The sequence below is a fragment of the Aestuariimicrobium sp. G57 genome (assembly GCF_050110855.1).
GTDB lineage: Bacteria > Actinomycetota > Actinomycetes > Propionibacteriales > Propionibacteriaceae > Aestuariimicrobium.
The window spans coordinates 161,959-181,201 of record NZ_JBNINW010000005.1 but is presented as its reverse complement, the minus strand read 5'-3'; the positions used below and the strand labels follow the sequence as shown (position 1 = coordinate 181,201).

General features: G+C 68.1%; 21 protein-coding genes. 8 read left to right on the top strand and 13 right to left on the bottom strand.

The genetic code is table 11. The features are described 5' to 3' along the window. The first annotated feature begins 21 nt into the window (after positions 1–21). The gene (whiA, locus tag ACQCX5_RS12545; RefSeq protein WP_434542366.1) at positions 22–1,032 is read left to right on the top strand and encodes a DNA-binding protein WhiA; all 1,011 of its coding nucleotides are present in this window, start codon (positions 22–24) and stop codon (positions 1,030–1,032) included. A gap of 5 nt (positions 1,033–1,037) precedes the next feature. Here the strand turns inward: whiA and ACQCX5_RS12540 are convergent, their stop codons facing one another. The 3 genes from ACQCX5_RS12540 to ACQCX5_RS12530 are packed head-to-tail and all read right to left on the bottom strand — an operon-like array spanning position 1,038 to position 2,730. Further along, complete coding sequence (locus tag ACQCX5_RS12540) at positions 1,038–1,799, bottom strand: hypothetical protein (RefSeq protein WP_434542365.1); 762 nt, start codon at positions 1,797–1,799, stop codon at positions 1,038–1,040. Next, positions 1,796–2,266 (bottom strand): hypothetical protein, encoded by a 471-nt coding sequence (locus tag ACQCX5_RS12535; protein WP_434542364.1) that lies wholly within the window; start codon positions 2,264–2,266, stop codon positions 1,796–1,798. The genes ACQCX5_RS12540 and ACQCX5_RS12535 overlap by 4 nt, the downstream gene beginning before the upstream one ends. Next, entirely contained in the window at positions 2,263–2,730 is a 468-nt protein-coding gene (locus ACQCX5_RS12530) for a hypothetical protein (protein ID WP_434542363.1), read from the bottom strand. The genes ACQCX5_RS12535 and ACQCX5_RS12530 overlap by 4 nt, the downstream gene beginning before the upstream one ends. Before the next feature lie 192 nt (positions 2,731–2,922). On the opposite strand from ACQCX5_RS12530, the gene gap reads away from it, so the two are divergent. From gap to ACQCX5_RS12505, 5 genes are all read left to right on the top strand, one after another. Next, complete coding sequence (gene gap / locus ACQCX5_RS12525; protein ID WP_434542362.1) at positions 2,923–3,927, top strand: type I glyceraldehyde-3-phosphate dehydrogenase; 1,005 nt, start codon at positions 2,923–2,925, stop codon at positions 3,925–3,927. Positions 3,928–4,008: 81 nt separating this feature from the next. After that, on the top strand, positions 4,009–5,220 hold the full coding sequence (locus ACQCX5_RS12520) for a phosphoglycerate kinase (protein ID WP_434542361.1): 1,212 nt from the start codon (positions 4,009–4,011) through the stop codon (positions 5,218–5,220). Further along, complete coding sequence (gene tpiA / locus ACQCX5_RS12515; RefSeq protein WP_434542360.1) at positions 5,217–6,002, top strand: triose-phosphate isomerase; 786 nt, start codon at positions 5,217–5,219, stop codon at positions 6,000–6,002. Before ACQCX5_RS12520 ends, tpiA begins: the two co-directional genes overlap by 4 nt. A gap of 157 nt (positions 6,003–6,159) precedes the next feature. Then, the gene (gene secG, locus ACQCX5_RS12510) at positions 6,160–6,405 is read left to right on the top strand and encodes a preprotein translocase subunit SecG (protein WP_434542421.1); all 246 of its coding nucleotides are present in this window, start codon (positions 6,160–6,162) and stop codon (positions 6,403–6,405) included. Between the two features lie 88 nt (positions 6,406–6,493). Then, on the top strand, positions 6,494–6,850 hold the full coding sequence (locus ACQCX5_RS12505; protein WP_434542359.1) for an RNA polymerase-binding protein RbpA: 357 nt from the start codon (positions 6,494–6,496) through the stop codon (positions 6,848–6,850). Positions 6,851–6,927: 77 nt separating this feature from the next. On the opposite strand, the gene pgl is transcribed toward ACQCX5_RS12505, so the two are convergent. The 4 genes from pgl to tal all read right to left on the bottom strand — a co-directional run bounded on the left by pgl (position 6,928) and on the right by tal (position 11,420). Beyond that, positions 6,928–7,668 (bottom strand): 6-phosphogluconolactonase, encoded by a 741-nt coding sequence (gene pgl / locus ACQCX5_RS12500; RefSeq protein WP_434542358.1) that lies wholly within the window; start codon positions 7,666–7,668, stop codon positions 6,928–6,930. Next, the gene (locus tag ACQCX5_RS12495) at positions 7,665–8,651 is read right to left on the bottom strand and encodes a glucose-6-phosphate dehydrogenase assembly protein OpcA (RefSeq protein WP_434542357.1); all 987 of its coding nucleotides are present in this window, start codon (positions 8,649–8,651) and stop codon (positions 7,665–7,667) included. Before ACQCX5_RS12495 ends, pgl begins: the two co-directional genes overlap by 4 nt. 12 nt (positions 8,652–8,663) lie before the next feature. After that, positions 8,664–10,199, bottom strand: a complete 1,536-nt coding sequence (gene zwf / locus ACQCX5_RS12490) for a glucose-6-phosphate dehydrogenase (RefSeq protein WP_434542356.1) — start codon at positions 10,197–10,199, stop codon at positions 8,664–8,666. A 117-nt stretch (positions 10,200–10,316) separates the two neighbouring features. Then, positions 10,317–11,420, bottom strand: a complete 1,104-nt coding sequence (tal, locus tag ACQCX5_RS12485; RefSeq protein ID WP_434542355.1) for a transaldolase — start codon at positions 11,418–11,420, stop codon at positions 10,317–10,319. A 627-nt stretch (positions 11,421–12,047) separates the two neighbouring features. Between tal and ACQCX5_RS12480 the strand changes: the two genes are divergently transcribed. Together ACQCX5_RS12480 and ACQCX5_RS12475 are read left to right on the top strand one after the other, a co-directional pair. Then, positions 12,048–13,016 (top strand): heme o synthase, encoded by a 969-nt coding sequence (locus ACQCX5_RS12480; protein ID WP_434542354.1) that lies wholly within the window; start codon positions 12,048–12,050, stop codon positions 13,014–13,016. Positions 13,017–13,102: 86 nt separating this feature from the next. Next, positions 13,103–13,516, top strand: a complete 414-nt coding sequence (locus tag ACQCX5_RS12475; protein ID WP_434542353.1) for a hypothetical protein — start codon at positions 13,103–13,105, stop codon at positions 13,514–13,516. On the opposite strand, the gene ACQCX5_RS12470 is transcribed toward ACQCX5_RS12475, so the two are convergent. The 6 genes from ACQCX5_RS12470 to ACQCX5_RS12445 all read right to left on the bottom strand — a co-directional run bounded on the left by ACQCX5_RS12470 (position 13,480) and on the right by ACQCX5_RS12445 (position 19,111). Next, positions 13,480–14,418, bottom strand: coding sequence for a COX15/CtaA family protein (locus ACQCX5_RS12470; protein WP_434542352.1), 939 nt, complete (start codon positions 14,416–14,418; stop codon positions 13,480–13,482). The two genes, ACQCX5_RS12475 and ACQCX5_RS12470, sit on opposite strands and share 37 nt — an antisense overlap. Beyond that, positions 14,406–15,170 carry an ABC transporter permease gene (locus ACQCX5_RS12465; protein ID WP_434542351.1) on the bottom strand — a complete coding sequence of 255 codons (765 nt, stop codon included), beginning with the start codon at positions 15,168–15,170 and terminating at the stop codon, positions 14,406–14,408. Before ACQCX5_RS12465 ends, ACQCX5_RS12470 begins: the two co-directional genes overlap by 13 nt. Next, positions 15,170–15,883 carry an ABC transporter ATP-binding protein gene (locus tag ACQCX5_RS12460; RefSeq protein ID WP_434542350.1) on the bottom strand — a complete coding sequence of 238 codons (714 nt, stop codon included), beginning with the start codon at positions 15,881–15,883 and terminating at the stop codon, positions 15,170–15,172. Before ACQCX5_RS12460 ends, ACQCX5_RS12465 begins: the two co-directional genes overlap by 1 nt. Before the next feature lie 17 nt (positions 15,884–15,900). Then, positions 15,901–16,569, bottom strand: coding sequence for a hypothetical protein (locus tag ACQCX5_RS12455; protein WP_434542349.1), 669 nt, complete (start codon positions 16,567–16,569; stop codon positions 15,901–15,903). Between the two features lie 2 nt (positions 16,570–16,571). After that, complete coding sequence (locus ACQCX5_RS12450; protein ID WP_434542420.1) at positions 16,572–17,429, bottom strand: sugar ABC transporter permease; 858 nt, start codon at positions 17,427–17,429, stop codon at positions 16,572–16,574. Between the two features lie 77 nt (positions 17,430–17,506). Beyond that, positions 17,507–19,111, bottom strand: a complete 1,605-nt coding sequence (locus ACQCX5_RS12445; RefSeq protein ID WP_434542348.1) for an ABC transporter permease subunit — start codon at positions 19,109–19,111, stop codon at positions 17,507–17,509. Between the last annotated feature and the right edge of the window lie 132 nt (positions 19,112–19,243).

Below are 19,243 nucleotides of genomic sequence, written 5' to 3'. Positions count from 1 at the left end.
AGCCTGTGGAAGGATTCACCCATGGCCATGACGTCCCAGGTGAAGTCCGAACTGTGCACGATCAAGGTCTCGAAGCCGTGCTGCCGCCGGGCCGAGATCGTGTCGATGCTCCGCTACGGCGGCGGCATCCACATCGTCGGCGGGGGACACCTGGTCATCGAGTGTGAGCTCGACACCGGGGCCGCGGCGCGCCGGTTGCGCACCGGCATCCTCGAGGTCTATGGCCTCGATTCCGAGATGCTGATCATCCAGGGCTCGGGTCTGCGCAAGGGCACCCGCTACACCGTGCGCGTCGTCCAGGACGGCGCTTCACTGGCCCGCCAGACCGGTCTGGTCGATTCCAAGGGCCACCCCGCCCGTGGTCTGCCCGCCAGCGTGGTCGGCTCGGGCACCTGCTGCCACGTCGCCGTCTGGCGGGGTGCCTTCCTGGCGCATGGGTCGCTCACTGAGCCCGGGCGCTCGATGTCGCTCGAGGTCACCACACCGAACAGTGAGGCAGCGCTGGCCCTGGTCGGGGCCGCGCGTCGGCTCGGCATCACGGCCAAGTCGCGTGAGGTGCGTGGTGTCGACCGGGTCGTGATCCGTGACGGTGATGCCATCGCGGCGCTGCTGACCCAGATGGGTGTGCACGAGAGTGTCATGGCGTGGGAGGAGCGGCGCATGCGCCGCGAGGTGCGCGCCTCGGCGAACCGGCTGGCGAACTTCGACGACGCCAACCTGCGCCGTTCGGCGAGGGCGGCGGTCGCGGCCTCGGCGCGCGTGGCCCGGGCCATGGAGATCCTCGGCGACGACATTCCCGACCACCTGCTGGCCGCCGGGCGGCTGCGGCTCGAGCAGCGCAACGCGAGTCTCGAAGAGCTCGGCCAGGCGCACGAACCCCCGCTCACCAAGGACGCGATCGCCGGGCGCATCCGTCGCCTGCTCGCCACAGCAGACAAGATCGCCGAGGAGCGCGGCATCCCCAACACCGAGGCACACCTGACCACGGCGATGCTGGACGAGGCCGAGGACCAGGGCGCCGCCGGTCGCTGAGCGGTTCAGGCGCGGGCGAGCGCCCCCGAAAACTGGCCCAGGCTGTTCGCCGACTGCCTCAGCTTCTGTGACTCCTCGACGAGTGCCTTGCCGAACTCGGCGGCAGCCTTCAGCAGCTTCTGCAGCATGGCGAAGAACTTCTGCGCCATCGTCGCGGTCGACCCGATGAACCAGGTGGCGAACGCCGCGATGGACGAGCCGAAGCTCGGGATGGCAGCGGCCAGGGCCGAGAGTGCGGCCTGGACGACCTGACCGATGTAGGTGGCGAGGATGTCCCAGATGAACGCGCGGACGGTCGCCACCATTTCACCGGCCTTGACCACCAGCATCGACATCGACTGCGCGCCCTGTGCGGCCTGCCCGAAGATCGGCGTGGCCGCCTCGCGCACTTCGGTGTAGGCGGTGGCAGCCGAGCCCGTCCACTGGGGCAGGTCGGCCGCGCCGCCGGCGTAGTCCTGGCCGGCCTCGGTGAAGGACTGGCCGACGGTGACCCAGGCCTGGGACTGCTGCTGCACCAGTTCGGCGCTGCCCAGCAGCTTCTCGAGGGGCTTGGCCAGGAAATCGATCTTGCTGACCACCAGTTGCAGCAGTTGGCCCAGGGGCGACTGCCCGGCCGCACCGCCCGCATCGATGTCGACCCCGAGGAAGCCGAGCACGCCGCTGCCGGCGGCCGGGATGTCGCTGGCGTCGAGCTTGCCGTCGGCCAGCACGGTCGAGGCAGTCTGCAGCAGGCCGGCCAGCCCGTTGCCGTTCTGGGTGGTGGTCATGGCTGTCCCCCGGTATAGGAGTGGATGTCGGCGGTGATGCCCGCGGTCGCCTGCCGGTTCGCGTCTTCGGCGTCGGCATAGGCGAGCATCGTGTGGTGGATCGCGGCGCTGCTGCGCTCGACGGCGTCGGCAAGCTTGTCGGAGAAGTCGATGGTGGCATCGCCGATCTGGTTCAGGAACGGCATGATCGCCCAGCCGAACAGCACGCCGTACGCATCGCGGGTGCCGGCGATGGCCTCTTCGGCCTGGGTCGAGACGGTGTGCACGGTGTCCTGCACCCGGTTCAGGCGCTTGGAATGGGCCTCGAACTCGGCCAGTTGCCACGTGGCCGAGCCGGCGCCCGGCACCGGCGTGGTCCCCACACCACCGGTGGGCAGTGGAGCGCCGGGCTGTTCGGTCATCCCGTTTTCGGCGACCCAGTCCGGGTCGTCAGCGAAAGGCCGGTTGCGGTAGTCGGGGGCGGTCATGACCGGTCTGCCTGTTCGGCTGCCTCGTCGATGACCATCTGCTCGCGCACGGCGGGTGAGACGGACTCAGCGATCGCCTGCAGCGACGGGTCGTCCGGGCTGACCAGCGACTGCATGATTCTCATCGTCTGCCGGGTCGAGGCCGAGGCGGCGACGATGTGCAGTTCCTGGAAGGCCTCGGTCAGCTGGGCAGCCGTGGCCGCGTTCGCCGAAGGCTGGAAGACCAGTTCGGTGATCTGGCCCGAGGGACCCATCGACATGCGCATGAACTTGTTCTCGACGGTGGTCTGCTGGGCGGCCATGGCCTGTTCGGCGGCGGCGGCCTGAGCGGCCAACTGTTCTGCCTCGGCCAGGTAGCTCGCGAGCCAGACAGTGGGGTCATCGACCCCGCCACGACCTTCGTGGTGCGCGAACGGGTCGTCGTCCGGGGTCAACGCGACTGGCCCGGGAGGGGTGGTAGTCATGCGATGACTCTAGGAGCGTCCGGGGTCAGAACCGGCCCCCATCTGCGCTCGTCGTGCCGCGGTAAAATGTGCAGCACGGCAGGCGTGCGTCGCACACCTGCCCCCGCGTGAATTTCACATGGCCCCCGTCGCCACAACCGTGACCCATTCGTTAGGCTGGGGGCAAACCTAAGAGCTCTCGAAGGAGATCACATGACCGTCAAGGTTGGCATCAACGGCTTCGGCCGCATCGGCCGCAACTACTTCCGCGCACTGCTCGCGCAGGGCGCCGATCTGGATGTCGTGGCTGTGAACGACCTCACTGACAACAAGACCCTCGCCCACCTGCTGAAGTACGACTCGATCCTCGGTCGCTTCCCGGGCGAAATCACCTTCGACGAGGAGTCGATCACGGTCGACGGCAAGAAGATCCGCGTCTACGAAGAGAAGGACCCGGCCAACCTGCCCTGGGGCGACCTCGGTGTGGACATCGTGGTTGAGTCGACCGGCCGCTTCACCGACGCGACCGCAGCCCAGGCCCACATCAAGGCCGGCGCGAAGAAGGTGCTCATCTCGGCTCCTGCCAAGAACGAGGACATCACCGTGGTGATCGGTGTGAACGACGGCGACTACGATCCCGCCAAGCACAACATCATCTCGAACGCCTCGTGCACCACCAACTGCCTGGCCCCCATGGCCAAGGCGCTGAACGAGGGCATCGGCATCGTCAAGGGCCTGATGACCACCATCCACGCCTACACCGCCGACCAGAACCTGCAGGACGGCCCCCACAAGGACCTGCGTCGTTCGCGCGCAGCCGCCCTGAACATCGTCCCCACCAAGACCGGTGCTGCCCAGGCCGTTTCGCTGGTGCTGCCCGAGCTGAAGGGCAAGTTCGACGGCTACGCCATGCGCGTTCCCACCCCCACCGGGTCGGCCACCGACCTGACCTTCGAGGCTGGCCGCGAGACCTCGGTTGAAGAGATCAACGCCATCATCAAGGCCGCCGCCGAGGGCCCGCTCAAGGGCATCCTGACCTACACCGAGGACGAGATCGTCTCGAAGGACATCGAGACCGACCCGGCCTCGTGCATCTTCGATGCCGGCCTGACCAAGGTCATCGGCAACCAGGTGAAGGTCGTCGGCTGGTACGACAACGAGTGGGGCTACTCGAACCGCCTGGTCGACCTGACCGAGCTGGTCGCCGAGAAGCTCTGAGCTTTCCCCGTGAGTGAAGGGGTGGGGTGCACACCCCACCCCTTCGTCGTACCCACCCACCGAAACCCGAAAGGCATCGCTGTGAAGTCTGTTTCCGAACTTGGCGACCTGCGCGGCAAGCGCGTCGTCATCCGCTGTGATTTCAACGTCCCGCTCGACGGCGAGACCATCACCGACGACGGCCGCATCCGCGCCGCACTGCCCACGCTGAACGCACTGCGTGAGGCCGGCGCCCGCGTCACCGTCATGGCCCACCTGGGTCGTCCCAAGGGCGAGGTGAACCCCAAGTACTCGCTGGCCCCGGTGGCCAGGCGCCTGTCGGAGCTGCTCGGCACCGAGGTCAAGCTCGCCGGCGATGTCGTCGGTGAGTCGGCCGCCAAGACCGTGGACTCGCTGGCCGACGGCGAGGTGGCGCTGCTCGAGAACGTGCGCTATGAGCCCGCCGAAGAGTCGAAGGACGAGACCGAGCGCGCCGCCCTGGCCGCCAAGTACGCCGCCTTCGGTGACGTCTTCGTCTCGGACGGCTTCGGTGTGGTGCACCGCAAGCAGGCCTCGGTCTATGACGTCGCAAAGCTGCTGCCCAGCGCCGCCGGCACCCTGGTCAAGAAGGAGACCGACATCCTGGCCCAGCTGACCACCAACCCCGAGCGCCCGTTCGTCGTGGTGCTGGGTGGCGCGAAGGTCGCCGACAAGCTGGCTGTCATCGACAACCTGCTCAAGGTCGCCGACACCCTGGTGATCGGCGGCGGCATGCTGTTCACCTTCCTGAAGGCCCAGGGCCTCGAGATCGGCAACTCGATCGTCGACGAGACCAACATCGAGACCTGCAAGCGCTACCTGGACGAGGCAGCCGCAGCCGGCAAGCAGATCATCCTGCCCACCGACATCCGCGTGGCTGACGGTGCCGACTTCGAGAACAAGACCCCCAAGGGTGCTGTCGAGGTCGTGCCCGCCAACGCCATCCCCGCCGGCAAGGTCGGCCTGGACATCGGCCCCGACAGCGAGAAGCTGTTCGGTGACGCCGTCCGTGGCGCGAAGACCGTCTTCTGGAACGGCCCCATGGGTGTGTTCGAGATCGCCGAGTTCGCCGAAGGCACCAAGGCCGTCGCGCAGGCACTCAGCGAGGTGGACGGCCTGTCGGTCGTCGGCGGTGGCGACTCTGCCGCGGCCGTGCGTGAGCTCGGCTTCGCCGACGAGGCCTTCGGCCACATCTCGACCGGCGGCGGCGCGTCGCTGGAATACCTCGAGGGCAAGGAACTGCCCGGTCTGACGGTTCTGGAGGAGGACAAGTGACCCGCAAGCCCATCATGGCCGGCAACTGGAAGATGAACCTCAACCATGTTGAGGCCGTCGGCCTGGTGCAGAAGCTGGCCTGGACCCTGAACGACAAGCAGTGGGACACCGAGCAGTCAGAGTGCGTCGTGCTCGTGCCGTTCACCGACCTGCGCACCGTCCAGACCCTCATCGAGGGCGACCGACTGCCGATCGCTCACGGCGCCCAGGACGTCTCGGCGCAGGAGAAGGGCGCGTACACCGGTGAGGTCTCGGCCGAGATGCTGGCCAAGCTGAACTGCTCGTACGTGGCCATCGGCCATTCCGAGCGTCGCCAGTACCACGGCGAGGACGATGCCCTGGTCAACGCCAAGTCGAAGAAGGCCCTGGAGCACGGCATCACCCCGATCATCTGCGTGGGTGAGGGCCTGGACGTCCGCAAGGCGGGCAACCAGGTCGAGTACACCCTCGCCCAGGTGAAGGGGGCACTGGCCGGTATCCCGGCCGAGCAGGTTGCCGGTCTGGTCATCGCCTATGAGCCCGTGTGGGCCATCGGCACCGGTGAGGTCGCCACCCCCGAGGATGCCCAGGAAGTCTGCGGCGCCATCCGCGCCGAGGTCGCCTCGCTGTACGACCAGGTCACGGCAGATGCCATCCGCATCCAGTACGGCGGTTCGGTCAAGGCCGCCAACATCGCCTCGATCATGGCACAGCCCGATGTCGACGGTGCCCTGGTCGGCGGCGCCAGCCTCGACCCCGAGGAGTTCTCGGGCATTGTGCGTTTCTACGCGCTTCCTGCCTGAGCCCAGAGCAGTACCGGACACGTGCCCCGTTCCCCTGTGGAGCGGGGCACGTGCTCGTCCCGGCAAGGCAGAACGCGCTGTGCGCGAAACCGGCCCACTCGAGTGTGGCCCGGTGGCATTGGTGGGGTAACCTGTGCGGGTGACTTTGGTTCCCCTGATGAGCTGGCCCATCCTGACGCTCTCGATCGTGCTGGTCGTGGCCAGCGTGCTGCTGGGCCTGACCGTGCTGTTGCACAAGGGCCGCGGTGGCGGCATGTCTGACCTGTTCGGTGGTGGCATGTCGACCTCGATGGGCGGTACATCGGTCGCGGAGCGAAACCTTGACCGCATCACCATCTTCATCGGCGTCATCTGGCTGCTGTGCATTCTCGGCCTGTTGATGCTCTACAAGTTGGGAGCCTGATCGGTCCGTCTCGGCCCGCGTGGGCCTGGCATTTGCAGAACGCGGCGGACGCCTGGTCGTCCGTCGTCACACAAGAGGAGAAGTACAAGTGGTCGGTGGCAGCGCCATCAGGGGAAGTCGTGTCGGTGCGGGACCCATGGGAGAGGCCGAGCGCGGCGACAGCGCCCCTCGCCTGCATGTGTCGTACTTCTGTTCGAACCATCACGAGACGCGTCCGGCGTTCTCGGCCGAGGCCCAGGTGCCCGAGACCTGGGACTGCCCCCGCTGCGGCCTGCCCGCCAACATGGACCAGCAGAACCCGCCGCCCCCGCCGAAGACGGTGCCCTACAAGACGCACCTGGCCTATGTGAAGGAACGTCGTTCGGCGACTGAGGCGGCCGAGATCCTGGCCGAGGCGCTGTACGACCTGCGAACCCGCCGCGCCGCGGGCGAGGTCATTTACTGATCCCGGACACACACGTCTGACGCAACGACGACGCCGGGCCCCGATGAACGGGGCCCGGCGTCATTGTTTGTTGCCGACTACAGCGCGCAGTTGTAGCGGGGCAGCTGGCCCGCGGCGGCCTGGTCGAGGAAGAACAGGGTCTCCTGCTGTCCCTGCACCGCCGATGCAGGCAGCGCCGGGTCGCCCTGGATCGCCCGCGCGGCGGCCCCGGCCTTGGGCTCGCCGCTGACGAGCACCCACACGGCCTTCGACCGGTTGATGGCCGACATCGTCAGCGACATCCGCTCCGGCGGCGGCTTGGGGCTGTCGGTCACCCCGATCACGCTCGCCGAGGTCGGCTGGGTGAACGAGGGGTGGTCGGGGAACAGCGAGGCCACATGCCCGTCCTCACCCATGCCGAGCAGGCAGACATCGAACACGGTGTCGCCGAGCTCACGGGCATAGCTGAACGCGGCTTCGTCGGGGTCGGCGCTGCCGTCCTTGGCGGGCATGGCATGCGTCTGGCCGGGGTTGAGGGTGATGGTGCGGGCCAGGATGCCGATCGACTGGCTGGCATTGCGGTCGGGGTCGGTCAGCGCGACGAACCGTTCGTCACCCCACCAGACATGCAACCGGGATGAGTCGAGCTCAGAGTTGGCGGCCAGCGTGGCCAGGGCCTCGTACATGCGGTTGGCGATACGCCCGCCGGTCAGGCACAGGTGCACCGCGCCCGAGGCCTGCTGCGTGACCAGGCGGTCGAGCAGCTGCATCGCCACCGCTTCGGCCAACTCGTCGGCATTCGCATAGCGCAGCACCCGGGGTGCGCTGGTGCGGGTCATGACTGGCTCCTCTCATGGGCTGCGGCCAGGGGCACCTCGTCGGGGCTCAACTGTGCCCGCGGCATCGTGGTGCGCACGCCATGCGTCTCGGCGCGGCGCAGGTATTCGCCCACGGCGTCCTCAAAAACGAGGTCGGGCTGCGAATGGCGCAGTTCTTCGGCGATCAGCTCGTTCATGCTGCGCCGGTTGAGCGCCACGCTGCGGGTGGGCTGCCCGGGCACCGTGTAGGCCGCGATCGACCCGCTGGGACGCTCGAGCGAGACGTCGCCGTCGGGGGTGTGCAGCCGCACGGCCGTCACGCCGGGCCCGTCGGTGTCGACGCGGGCGACGTCGATGCCCAGCCTGGACGACAACCACGACCGCATCAGCTCGGCCGGGGCATTGTGCGCGACGGCCGAGACCTCGGCGCCGGTGACCTTGCCGTGGTACTGGTCGAGCGCCGTGGCGAGCAGGGCGCGCCATGACGTCAGCCGGGTCCAGGTCAGGTCGGTGTCGCCGGGGGAGTGGTGCTGGGCCCGGACCGCCAGGGCGGCCAGCGGGTCGTCGACACCGCCGGCGTCGGTGATGCGGCGGGTCGCGAGGCGTCCCACGATGTCGTCGCCGGGGTCCTGCGGGCTCTCGCCCGGCCACCAGGCGATGACCGGTGAGTCGGGCAGCAGCAGCGGCAGCAGGATCGTGTCGATGTGTGCGTCCATGCTGGCCGGCACGTCGAGCAGCACGACGTCGCCGGGCACGCCCTCACCGACGCGGATCTCGGCCGACAGGCATTCGCTCGTGTTCGAGCCCTGCACCACCAGGATCACCCGCGAGGGGTGCTCACGGGCGGCATCGAGTGCGGCGTTCAGCGCGCGCTCGCGGAACGGTTCGTTGCACACCACGATGAGCGTGTGCACCATGCCGGTGGCGGGGCCCTCCTGGGCGTGCAGCTTGCTGAGCGCCGAGACGATCGAGCTGGAATCAGTATTGGTCAGGTTGCGAATCATCAGTCAAGCTCCTCAGGGACGACGCCAGGTGTGGCCGTCACGTGCCAGCATGTCGACAGCGGACTGCGGGCCCCACGTGCCCGGGGCGTAGCCCTCGGGGCGACCGTGCTCGGCCCAGCGGTCCAGGAACGGGTCCAGGATCTGCCAGGACAGTTCGACCTCTTCGCGCTGCGGGAACAGCGGCGGGTCGCCGAGCAGCACGTCGAGGATGAGTCGTTCATAGGCCTCGGGACTTGACTCGGTGAACGAGCCGCCGTAGTCGAAGTCCATCGAGACCTCACGGATCTCCATCTGTGTGCTGGGCACCTTCGCGCCGAAACGCATGGTGATGCCCTCGTCCGGCTGGATGCGCAGCACCAGCGCGTTCGTGCCCAGGGCCGTGGTGTCACTGGCATTGAAGGGCAGGTGCGGTGCCGACTTGAAGCCCAGCGCCACCTCGGTGACCCGACGCGGCATCCGCTTGGCGGCGCGCAGGTAGAACGGCACCCCGGCCCAGCGGCGGTTGTCGACGTCGACGCGGATCGCGGCATAGGTCTCGGTCGTCGAATCGGCGGGGATGCCGTCCTCGTCGAGGTAGCCCTTGACTTGCTGGCCGCCCTGCCAGCCGGCCAGGTACTGGCCGCGCGCGCTGGCGGCGTCCAGGTCGGCGGGCGGACGGGTGGCCGCGAGCACCTTCTGCTTCTCGACGCGCAACTGGGCAGCGTCGAAGCTGTTCGGCTCTTCCATCGCAGTCAGGGCCAGCAGCTGCAGCAGGTGGTTCTGGATGACATCGCGGGCCGCGCCGATGCCGTCGTAGTAACCCGCACGCCCGCCGATGCCGATCGACTCGGCCATCGTGATCTGCACGTGGCTGACATAGTTGTTGTTCCAGATCGGCTCGAACATCTGGTTCGCGAACCGGAAGGCCAGCACATTCTGCACGGTCTCTTTGCCCAGGTAGTGGTCGATGCGGAACACCGATTCGGGCGGGAACACCGAGCTGACCACGGCATCGAGCTGCTGGGCCGAAGCCAGGTCGTGGCCGAATGGCTTCTCGATGACCACGCGGTTCCACTGGCCATTGCGATTCTCGGTCATGCCGTGGCGCTTCAGCTGGGTGACGACTGCGTCGAAGGACGACGGGGGGATCGACAGGTAGAAGGCGTGGTTGCCGCCGGTGCCCTGGGTCTCGTCGAGCTCGCGCAGGGTTTCCTTGAGCCGCAGGAATGCCTCGTCGTCGTCGAACTGGCCCGGCACGAACCGGATGCCCTCGAGCAGCTGCTGCCAGACCTCTTCACGAAACTCGGTGCGCGCATGCTGCTTGACCGAGTCGTGCACCTGCTGGGCGAAGTCCTGGTCGGCCCATTCGCGGCGGGCGAAACCCACCAGGCCGAAGCCGGGGGGCAGCAGGCCGCGGTTGGCGAGGTCATAGACGGCTGGCATCAGCTTCTTGCGCGACAGGTCGCCGGTCACGCCGAAGATCACGAGCACCGAAGGCCCGGCGATGCGGGGCAGGCGGTAGTCGGCGGGGTCGCGCAGCGGGTTGGTCCAGCTGGCTGGTCGGGTCAAGGGAGTGTCTCCTGATGGGGTTCACCCGCGGGGTGCGGGCCCGGACAAGCGCGGGCGTCCCGGACAGGGTGCCCGGGACGCCGACGTCTGGTGGTGGGGTGGTTGGTGTGGTGGTGGTCAGAGCTTGTCGAGCTCGGTCTGGGTCTGGGCGAGCAGGTCGTTCCAGGAATCCTCGAACTTCTTCACACCCTCGGCCTCGAGCACGGCGAACACGTCATCGAAGTCGATGCCGACCCGCTGGGCGGCGGCGACGACCTGCTCGGCCTGCTCATAGTTGCCGGTCACCTGGTCGCCGCTGATCTCACCGTGGTCGGCCACGGCCTGCAGCGTCTTCTCGGGCATGGTGTTGACGGTGCCGTCGACGGCCAGCTCGACCACGTACCGGGTGTCGGGCAGCGCAGGGTCCTTGACACCCGTGGACGCCCACAGCGGACGCTGGCGGTGCGCACCCTGGGCCTCGAGCGCCTTGAAGCGGTCGACGGCGAACTGGTCGGCGTACAGCTTGTAGGCCAGGCGGGTGTTGGCGATGGCCACCTGCGAACGCAGCTCCTTGGCCTCGTCGGTGCCGATGGCATCGAGGCGCTTGTCGATCTCGGTGTCGATGCGCGACACGAAGACCGAGGCAACCGAGTGGATGGTCGACAGGTCGATACCGGCGGCCGCGGCGTCCTCGAGCCCGGACAGGTAGGCATCGATCACCTCGGCGTAGCGGTCGTTCGAGAAGATCAGGGTCACGTTGACCGAGATGCCCTTGGCGATGGTGCGGCGAATGGCACCCAGCCCGGGCTTGGTGGCCGGGATCTTGATGAGCACGTTGGGGCGTCCGACAGCGGCGTGGAGTTCGGCGGCCTGGGCCACCGTGGCCTCTTCGTCCATGGCCAGGCGCGGGTCAACCTCGATCGAGACGCGACCGTCGTAACCCTGGGTGCCGTTGTAGATCTCGGTGAACAGGTCGCAGGCGTTGCGCACGTCGGTGGAGGTCAGCTCACGGATGACGGCGTCAAGCCCCTGGGGGGCGACCTCACGCAGCTGGTCGGCGTAGTCAGCGCCGTTGCTCAGGGCATTGGCGAAGATGGTGGGGTTCGTGGTGACGCCGACCACCGAGAGCTCATCGATGAGCTGGGCGAGGTTGCCCGACGTGAGCCGGGCGCGGGACAGGTCGTCGAGCCAGATGGAGACACCTGCGTCGCTGAGTGCGGCGGTGTTGGGGTTTGCGGTCATGGTTTCTCCCTTTTCGATCCATCCCAGCCCTGGCCGGGCGGGTGCGGTACCAACCTTCGATTCCACTCTAGTGCGGATGGCTGGAGGCGGTGGCGCGGTTCAGCAATGGGTGAACCAGGCAGATGGTGTGGTGGCCGCCCCATGTCCGCGTTGACACCCCTGCGTGCACGTTGACACCTGCAGGAGGGTGTCGCCGTGCACCGAAGGGTGTCGGCGTGCACCTCGGGCCGCGCGGGTGCTCGTCCGTGGACGCCGCAGGCGCCCGTCGGCGCATGTTCGGACGCGGCGTGGTGTGACAAGGCCTCCCTGATCTGTGAAACAAGTAGCCAGCGACCTGCGTGACATGATTACGCGTCACGTGCCGCTGGCTAGTTGTTGGGCGGATCTGCTGGCGACCCTATGTCCGCGTTGACACCCCTGCGTGCACGTTGACACCTGCAGGAGGGTGTCGCCGTGCACCGAAGGGTGTCGGCGTGCACCTCGGGCCGCGCGGGTGCTCGCCCGTGGACGCCGCAGGCGCCCGCCGGCGTCTGGTGGCCCGGCGCCGTGTCCCGGTCAGATTGGGGCCCAGCAGTATAAAGGTCGTACACTGGGGCAACCGCACCCCCCGTCTGATAAGGGATTTCTGTGACATCGCCCCTGCCCGCACACGGCGCCGCCCACCAGGCGCTCGACGACCGCCTCACCACCGAGGCCCCGGCGCGGCAGGCCACGTTCGCAGATGTCATCAAGGCATATGTCGCACTGACCAAGCCCCGCATCATCGAGTTGCTGCTGGTCACCACGATCCCGGCGATGTTCCTGGCGGCCGGGGGAGTGCCGCCCCTGCTCACCGCGCTCTGGACCATGCTCGGCGGCCTGTTCGCCGCCGCGAGCGCCAATGTCTTCAACTGCGTCATCGACCGCGACATCGATGAGGTCATGCGCCGCACCCGCCGGCGTCCGGTGCCCCGGCACCTGGTCAGCCCCGCCCGCGCCACCATCTTCGGCATCGTCCTGGGGGTCGCCTCGGTGCTGGTGCTCGGCTTCGGCGCCAACTGGCTTTCTGCCGGGCTCGCGCTCGCGGCCAATGCGTTCTATGTCTTCATCTACACGATGCTGCTCAAGCGCCGCACCTCGCAGAACATCGTGTGGGGTGGCATCGCCGGCTGCTTCCCGCCGCTGATCGGCTGGACGGCCATCGCCGGCTCGATCGGCTGGCCGCCCATCATCCTGTTCCTGATCGTGTTCTTCTGGACGCCGCCGCACACGTGGGCGCTGGCGTTCCGCTACCGCGAGGACTATGCCGCCGCCAAGGTGCCGATGCTGCCGGTGGTCATGGACGCCCCGGGCGTGGCCGCGCGCATCCTGGTCTACAGCGTGCTCACGGTGGCGACGTCGCTGGCGCTGTGGCCTGCGGCGCAGACCGGCTGGTTGTACCCGCTGGTGGCCGCCGTCACCGGCGCCATCTTCCTGTGGGAGGCCGTCCAGCTGCTGCGCCGTGCGCGTGCCGGGCTGCGGGATGCGGCGCTGAAGCCGATGCGGTTGTTCCACTGGTCGAACAGCTACCTGGCGCTGGTCTTCCTGGCCGCGGCGATCGATCCGCTGATCTTCTGACCCAGCCCGGCCGACAGCGCGTATCAGCGCCGACGCCGCGCACCTCATCCCCGTGTCGGAAACCACCACACGACAAGGGGAACCCCATGAACTACACCATCACCAGCGAGCGCACCTTCTGGCGCCTGCTCGCCTCGCACGACGCCCGACTCTGGGAGAAGATCGACCCGCACGTCGGGCCCTTCAGCCGCGTCGCCCTCAACCCGCAACCACTGCCACCCAAAGAACTCGGCGAAGCCCTCATGATTGCCGTGTTCACCCGCTCGGCCGCCACGGGGTATGAGAACTTCGCTGAGATCCTGGACGACTGGTGCGGCACCGGTTGGCCGGGCAAGTTCCCGCCCCGCCCCAAGGGCTACGAATTCGACTCGCACGTGCTGCTGGGAGCCGCCTTCGCGGCCGCCGACCTGGCCATGGCCGTGGACGACGGCGACGTTGCTGCGATGCTCGGCAAGGGCGCCCGTCAGCTGTTCGAGACCGCGATCGAGGGCGTCGGCTGATCCGAGACTGACACCACCCGGCTGGTCGTGACATAGGCAAGTGCCGTGGCTGCCGACACTGCCACACCCGCGAACAGCAGGTGGAACAGCACCGGCACCATCGGCACGCCCGCGAAGTACTGGTAATAACCGATGCCACCCTGCACGAACTCGACTGCCAGCAGCAGCAGGGCCCAGCGCAGCAGCCCGGTGGCGCGGCGTCGCCACAGCAGCAGCACGACGGCAACGGTGAGCGCGATGGTGACCCACACCGATAGTGCATGCACCCGGGCCACCGACTCGATGTCGAGCCCGGTGCGGGCGACGCCGCCGCCACCAGAATGCGGGCCCGACCCGGTGACCACGGTGCCGAGCCAGCAGGCGATGAGCATGAAGACGAATGCCGCCTTTGCGGTCACATTGGTCAGCGTCGGCACGGGGGTGCGCGGCACCCCCCGCACGTGCAGCAGCACGATGGTCAGCAGCACCACCAGTGCCAGCGACAGCAGCAGGTGCAGCGCCACCACATAGGGGTTCAGGTCGGTCAGCACCGTGATGCCGCCGATGACTGCCTGGAACGGGATGCCGAGCCCCGCCAGGAACGCCCACCGCTTCGTGAAGGCGTCCGCGCCCGAGCGCACTGCCGTGATGAACACGCCCAGGGCCAGCACGACCAGGACGAACGTGAGCGTGCGGTTCGCGAACTCGATGATCCCGTGGTAGCCCAGCGCTCCGTGGGGCACGTAGGTGCCGGCATCGCATTGCGGCCAGGTGGGGCAGCCGAGTCCCGACCCGGTCAGGCGCACGAATGCGCCGGTGACCATGATCAGGATGTTGCCGACCAGCGACGCGGTCGTCCACGCCACCAGGGCACCACGGGTGCCGGTGAGCCGGTCCCACCAACTGCGCTTCACGACGTCCACTTGAACACCTTTCTTGACAGCAGCACACCCACCAGCGCCCAGACAGCCAGCACGCCAGGACCGACCACCATGGACGAGGTCACGCCCCCGCCCTGCGACCACGCCCGCAACAGATTGCCCAGCGCGCCGGTCGGCAGCAATGCCACGACCTGGCCCGCCGCGCCCAAACTACGTGTCGGCACGACGATGCCGAGCACCAGCCCCGCCAGGTAGACGAGGTTCGCCAGCCCCAGCGTCGCCTCGGCCCGCAGCGTGCCGGCCAGCGCCAGCGCGAACGCTGTGAACGCGGCGGCGGCCAGCACCACGCCGACCAGCATCACGATGGTCGCGAGCGCCGACACGTGGGGACGCCAGCCGATCACCAGTGCCACGACCAGCAGCACGACCCACTGCAGGGCGGTGACGAGCACGACGGCGACCACCTTGCCGCCCACCAGCCCGGACCGGCCGAGGGGGGTGGCCGCGAGCCGCTCGAGTACACCCTGCCTGCGGTCGAAACCGGTGGCGATCGCGATCGAGGTGAATGCCGTCGACCACACCGCCATGGCCAGCACGGAACCGACCAGCGCGTCCAGCGACAGGTTGAAGCGGGTGGCGAACATCTCGCCCCCGACGAGCACCACGATGGGGATCACCAGTGCCAGTAGCAGTTGTTCGCCGTTGCGCAGCATCAACCGGGTCTCGAGCAGCCCCTGGGCGCGCACGCGGGCGGCGGCGGGGCGCGCCTGCGGCGCCGGACGCAGATCGATCATCACTTGCCCCCGGGGGTCGTGGTGGCGAGGAACACCTGTTCGAGGCTCGCCTCGCGGGTGAGTTCGGCGACGGTTCCGGACGCCGTCACGCGGCCGGCGTTCATGATCCAGACCTGGTCGGCAAGGGCCTCGGCCTCGTCCATCAGGTGGGTGCTGAGCACCACGGCGACGCCGGCATCGCGCAGGTCACGGATGACCTGCCACACCTTCTGGCGCACGTGCGGGTCGAGGCCGGCGGTGGGCTCGTCCAGAAAGACCAGCCGCGGTCGGCCGATCAGGGCAGCGGCAAGGTTGAGACTCTGCTGCTGGCCGCCCGACAGCCGCCGGTACGGTGTCTTCGCGACGTGCGCGATGCCCAGCAGTGCCAACAGCTCGTCGGCGTCGTGGGGGTTCGCGTGCAGCCGTCCGAGGTGGACGAGCAGCTCACGGGCACGGATCGCATTCCAGGCCCCGGCGGCCTGGGGCATCACCCCGACCTCGGCCTGTGCGGTGGGGGAGCCGGGCACGGCGCCCACGATGCTGATGGTGCCGGAATCGGGCGTCACCAGCCCCGTGCAGCAGCGTACCATCGTGGTCTTGCCCGCACCGTTCGGCCCCAGCACCGCGGTCACCTGACCGGCGGCGGCGTGCAGGGTGAGGCCCGCCAGGGCCTGCGTGTCGCCGAACCGCACGTGGACGTCGGTGAGGCTGAGTGGGTCTTGCAGGTCGGGCACCCGGACAGTCTAGGCGCTCACGAGGGACGAGCCGCGCCGAGGTCACCCCCTGCTGGTGGTGTGGCGAAAAGCCGGCACCGAAGCCTGGCAGCTCCCACGGAACCCATGCCCTCGGCGAACGTCGCCACCAGGTGTGCAAGCGCTCCCGGCCCCGCGGCGCAGTCGACGATCACGCTGGGCCCTTCGTCCTGCAGCACCAGGCAGTCCCATGGCCGGACGGCCTCGGCGAAGCCCTGCTGGCTGGTGAACAGGGCTGCGGAAGGGTGGCCGTGTTCGACGTCTTCAATGGCGAGGTCGGCGACCAGTCTGGGCAGGCCGGTAGCGTCCGGTGGCGAGCTTGGCGACCCGCCCAGCAGGGGTGGGGTGTCGATGAGCAGTGCCTCGGGGACGGGTTGGCCGACGTGCTCGGCGATCTCGAGCACAACCCGGACGAACTCAGCCAACAGGGCAGGGGTCTGGGGCACCGTGGCACCCACCTGCAGCAGCATTTCGAGTTGATCAGCCGCAAGAATGCGCCACCATGCCTCGTGCACAGTCAGCCCGGTCGTGGGCTCGGTCGGCAACGTCTGCACGGGGCACTGCGCTCGCAGCAGTGCGTGCAGGTCATGGCCCAAGGCCGGGCGCACCTCGTCGGGCTTGACCCTGAGCGTGACCCGAGCCACGAACGTTTCGCCGAGGTGGTCCACGGCTACTTGACCGCGCCCACCGTCAAGCCCGAGACGATGTACTTCTGCAGCCACAGGAACAGGATCAGCACCGGCAGCGACGCCAGCACCGCGCCCGCGGCGAAGACCTGCCAGTAGCTGTTGAACTCCGTCGAGACGTACTGGTACAGGCCGATCGCCAAGGTGTTCTGGCGCGGGTCGTTGCCCAGCACCACCGACGCGACCACGTACTCGTTGAACGTGCCGACGAAGCTCAGCAGCCCCACCACCGCCAGGATGGGCGCGACCAGCCGCAGGATGATGGTGAAGAAGATGCGGGCATGGCTGGCCCCGTCGACCTTTGCGGCCTCGTCGAGGGCCATCGGCACCGTGTTGAAGAAGCCGTACATCAGGTAGGTGTTCGTGCCGAGCGCACCACCCAGGTAGACCATGATCAGCGCCAGCGCCGAGCCGATGCCCAGCTGCGGGATGACGTCGCCCAGCTGCGAAAGCAGCAGGAAGATGGCCACCACCATCAGCAGCTGCGGGAACATCTGGATCAGCAGCAGGCTCATCAGACCAACCCGGCGCCCCTTGAACCGCATGCGGCTGAAGGCATAGGCGGCCATTGCGCCGAGCAGCACGGTGCCGACTGCCGTGGTGCCGGCGATGAACAGGGTGTTGAGGTACCAGCGGCCATAGGGGCGCAGCGAGTCGGTGAGCAACTGCCGGTAGTTGTCGAGCGAGAACGTCGTGAACAGCGTGTTCGAGCCCGTCAAGCTGCCGTTCGGGTTCAGCGACGCCGACAGCACGTACACCAGCGGGAACGCCGCGAACACGATCGCCACCCAGGCGATCACGTGGCGCCAGCCGCGGGCGGCGACCCAGCGTCCGAACGACATGCGGGGACGAGGTGGCAGGGCGCTGGCGGTCGTGGCCAGCGCGGCACCGGAGTCGGTGGAGGTCAGTTCTGCGCTCATCAGTTCAGGTTCTCCAGGGTCTTGGTCTGGCGGAATCCGAGGTAGGAGACCACACCGACGATGATGAAGATGAGGATCGAGAAGGCCGACGCGAGACCGTAGTCATGGCGTGCGGTGCCGTCGAGGCCGGCCAGCTTGTAGACCATCGAGATGAGGATGTCGGTGTGGCCGACGTTCAGCGATGTGCCCTCGAACTGCGGCCAGCCCTTGGTGAGCAGGAACACGAGGGTGAAGTTGTTGAAGTTGAAGGCGAACGAGCTGATCAGCAGCGGCGCCAGCGGCACCATCAGCAGTGGCAGCTTGATGCTCATGAACGTGCGCCACGGCGAGGCGCCGTCGACCTTCGCAGCCTCGAGGATGTCTTCGGGGATCGACTGCAGCGCGCCGGTGGCGACCAGGAACATGTACGGGTAGCCCAACCACAGGTTGGTGATGAGCAGCGCGGCCTTGGCCCACCACGGGTCGAGCAGCCAGGGGATGTTGGCCCCACCCAGGATCACCTGGTTGATGAAGCCGAACTCCTGGTTGAACAGGCCTGCGAAGATCAGCGCCGAGAGGAACGCGGGGAACGCGTAGGGCAGGATCAGCAGGGTGCGGTAGACCTTCTGGCCCGCCATGCCCGGGTCGTTCAGCACGATCGCCAGGAAAAGGCCAAGGACGAACGTTGTGGCGACGCTCAGCAGGGCGAACGCGAACGTCCATGCGGTGACCGAGATGAACGGGCCGCGGATGTCGGGGTTGGTGAACGCCGACTTGAAGTTGTCGAACCCGACGCCGACTCGCCAGCCCGGCTCGATCACCGTGCCGTCGTCGGCGGCGTAGTTGCCGTTGCCGTTGTCGCGGTAGACGACCCCGTCAGGGTTGGTGAACGTGTCCGCGGCCGCGTCGTATGTGATCGTCGAGTTGTAGACGAACGCCTGCGAGCCGGTGGTGGTGCGGTAGTAGCCGTCCTCGGGCTTGTCGGTGAGCGGCACCTGCAGGGCGCTCACGTCGGCGGAGCGCTGCGAGATCTCGGCGAAGGGCAGCACACGGTAGCCGGGCAGGGCCCTGATCGCCCCCAGCGAGGTCAGCTCGGCGCCGTCCACGGTGCTGACGGGGGTGTCGTTCTTGCCGACCTTCACCACCTTGGTGCCGCCCTCGTCGACCACGACTGCGAGCCAGAGGGCACCGTCCTTCTCGACCACGGTCGAGGGCAGCGTCGGCGTGTCGGGCACGCGCGCCTGGTTGGTCTGGATGATCGAGTTGATCGCGTCCTTCTTGGAGCTGTTGTGCCCGTCGCCGTAGTTCGTGAAGCCCACCCAGATCGTGTAGGCCATGGCCCCGACCGTGAACACCAGCAGGAAGATCAGGCCCGGTGTCAGGTACTTCGCGGGCAGGAACCGGTTCGGCGGCAGGTAGACCACCATCGCCACGATGGCGATGGCGATGAACGCCGCCATGACCAGCCACGACTGCTTGGAGGCTGCGATCAACGCGGCCGTGAGGCAGAGGGCGGCCACGCTGCCGAGCAGCAGGATCTTGACCACCCAGGCCCACAGGCTCGTGGAATAGGTGGCGCGCGCCCTGGTGCCGCGGGCTTCGCGTTCTTCGAGTGAGGTGCTCATCGACGACTTTCTGGGTGGGACGACCTGTGCGGGGAAGACCGGGGGTGGGCAGGGCAGCGCGGTGGGGGGGGGGGGGGGAGGGCGGCCACCGCCCCGACGCGGCCCACCCCTTTCCCTCTGTCTCCCCCTCCT

Coding starts and splice junctions, on each gene's coding strand:
- whiA (WP_434542366.1), top strand. CDS start 22: ATGGCCATGACGTCCCAGGTGAAGTCCGAACTGTGCACGATCAAGGTC.
- ACQCX5_RS12540 (WP_434542365.1), bottom strand. CDS start 1,799: ATGACCACCACCCAGAACGGCAACGGGCTGGCCGGCCTGCTGCAGACT.
- ACQCX5_RS12535 (WP_434542364.1), bottom strand. CDS start 2,266: ATGACCGCCCCCGACTACCGCAACCGGCCTTTCGCTGACGACCCGGAC.
- ACQCX5_RS12530 (WP_434542363.1), bottom strand. CDS start 2,730: ATGACTACCACCCCTCCCGGGCCAGTCGCGTTGACCCCGGACGACGAC.
- gap (WP_434542362.1), top strand. CDS start 2,923: ATGACCGTCAAGGTTGGCATCAACGGCTTCGGCCGCATCGGCCGCAAC.
- secG (WP_434542421.1), top strand. CDS start 6,160: ATGAGCTGGCCCATCCTGACGCTCTCGATCGTGCTGGTCGTGGCCAGC.
- pgl (WP_434542358.1), bottom strand. CDS start 7,668: ATGACCCGCACCAGCGCACCCCGGGTGCTGCGCTATGCGAATGCCGAC.
- ACQCX5_RS12495 (WP_434542357.1), bottom strand. CDS start 8,651: ATGATTCGCAACCTGACCAATACTGATTCCAGCTCGATCGTCTCGGCG.
- tal (WP_434542355.1), bottom strand. CDS start 11,420: ATGACCGCAAACCCCAACACCGCCGCACTCAGCGACGCAGGTGTCTCC.
- ACQCX5_RS12475 (WP_434542353.1), top strand. CDS start 13,103: ATGAACTACACCATCACCAGCGAGCGCACCTTCTGGCGCCTGCTCGCC.
- ACQCX5_RS12465 (WP_434542351.1), bottom strand. CDS start 15,170: ATGATCGATCTGCGTCCGGCGCCGCAGGCGCGCCCCGCCGCCGCCCGC.
- ACQCX5_RS12450 (WP_434542420.1), bottom strand. CDS start 17,429: ATGTCGTTCGGACGCTGGGTCGCCGCCCGCGGCTGGCGCCACGTGATC.
- ACQCX5_RS12445 (WP_434542348.1), bottom strand. CDS start 19,111: ATGAGCACCTCACTCGAAGAACGCGAAGCCCGCGGCACCAGGGCGCGC.